Annotated in this window: 1 protein-coding gene; it reads left to right on the top strand. The window is 69.6% G+C overall.

Annotated elements, in window-relative coordinates; all coding sequences use genetic code 11:
- Positions 1-306 (top strand): acyltransferase domain-containing protein (locus tag IEZ12_RS27255; RefSeq protein WP_189275594.1); only part of this gene is annotated, 306 nt, incomplete at both ends.

Below are 306 nucleotides of genomic sequence, written 5' to 3'. Positions count from 1 at the left end.
GGCACGGTGCCGGGTCTGGTCACCGGGGTCGCCCGGCCGTTGGGTCGGTCGGTGTTCGTGTTCCCGGGGCAGGGTGCGCAGTGGGTGGGCATGGGTGGGGAGTTGTACGGCTCGGAGCGGGTGTTCCGGGATGCGATCGATGCGTGTGATGCGGCGTTGGCGCCGTTCACCGATTGGTCGTTGGTGGAGGTGTTGACCGGCGGGGGTTCGCTGGATCGCGTGGATGTGGTGCAGCCTGCGCTGTTCGCGGTGATGGTGGCGCTGGCGGAGCTGTGGCGTGCGCACGGTGTGGAGCCCGACGCGGTT

Source organism: Kitasatospora griseola, assembly GCF_014648555.1.
Classification (GTDB): Bacteria; Actinomycetota; Actinomycetes; order Streptomycetales; family Streptomycetaceae; genus Kitasatospora; species Kitasatospora griseola.
This window is presented reverse-complemented; position numbering and strand designations above follow the sequence as displayed.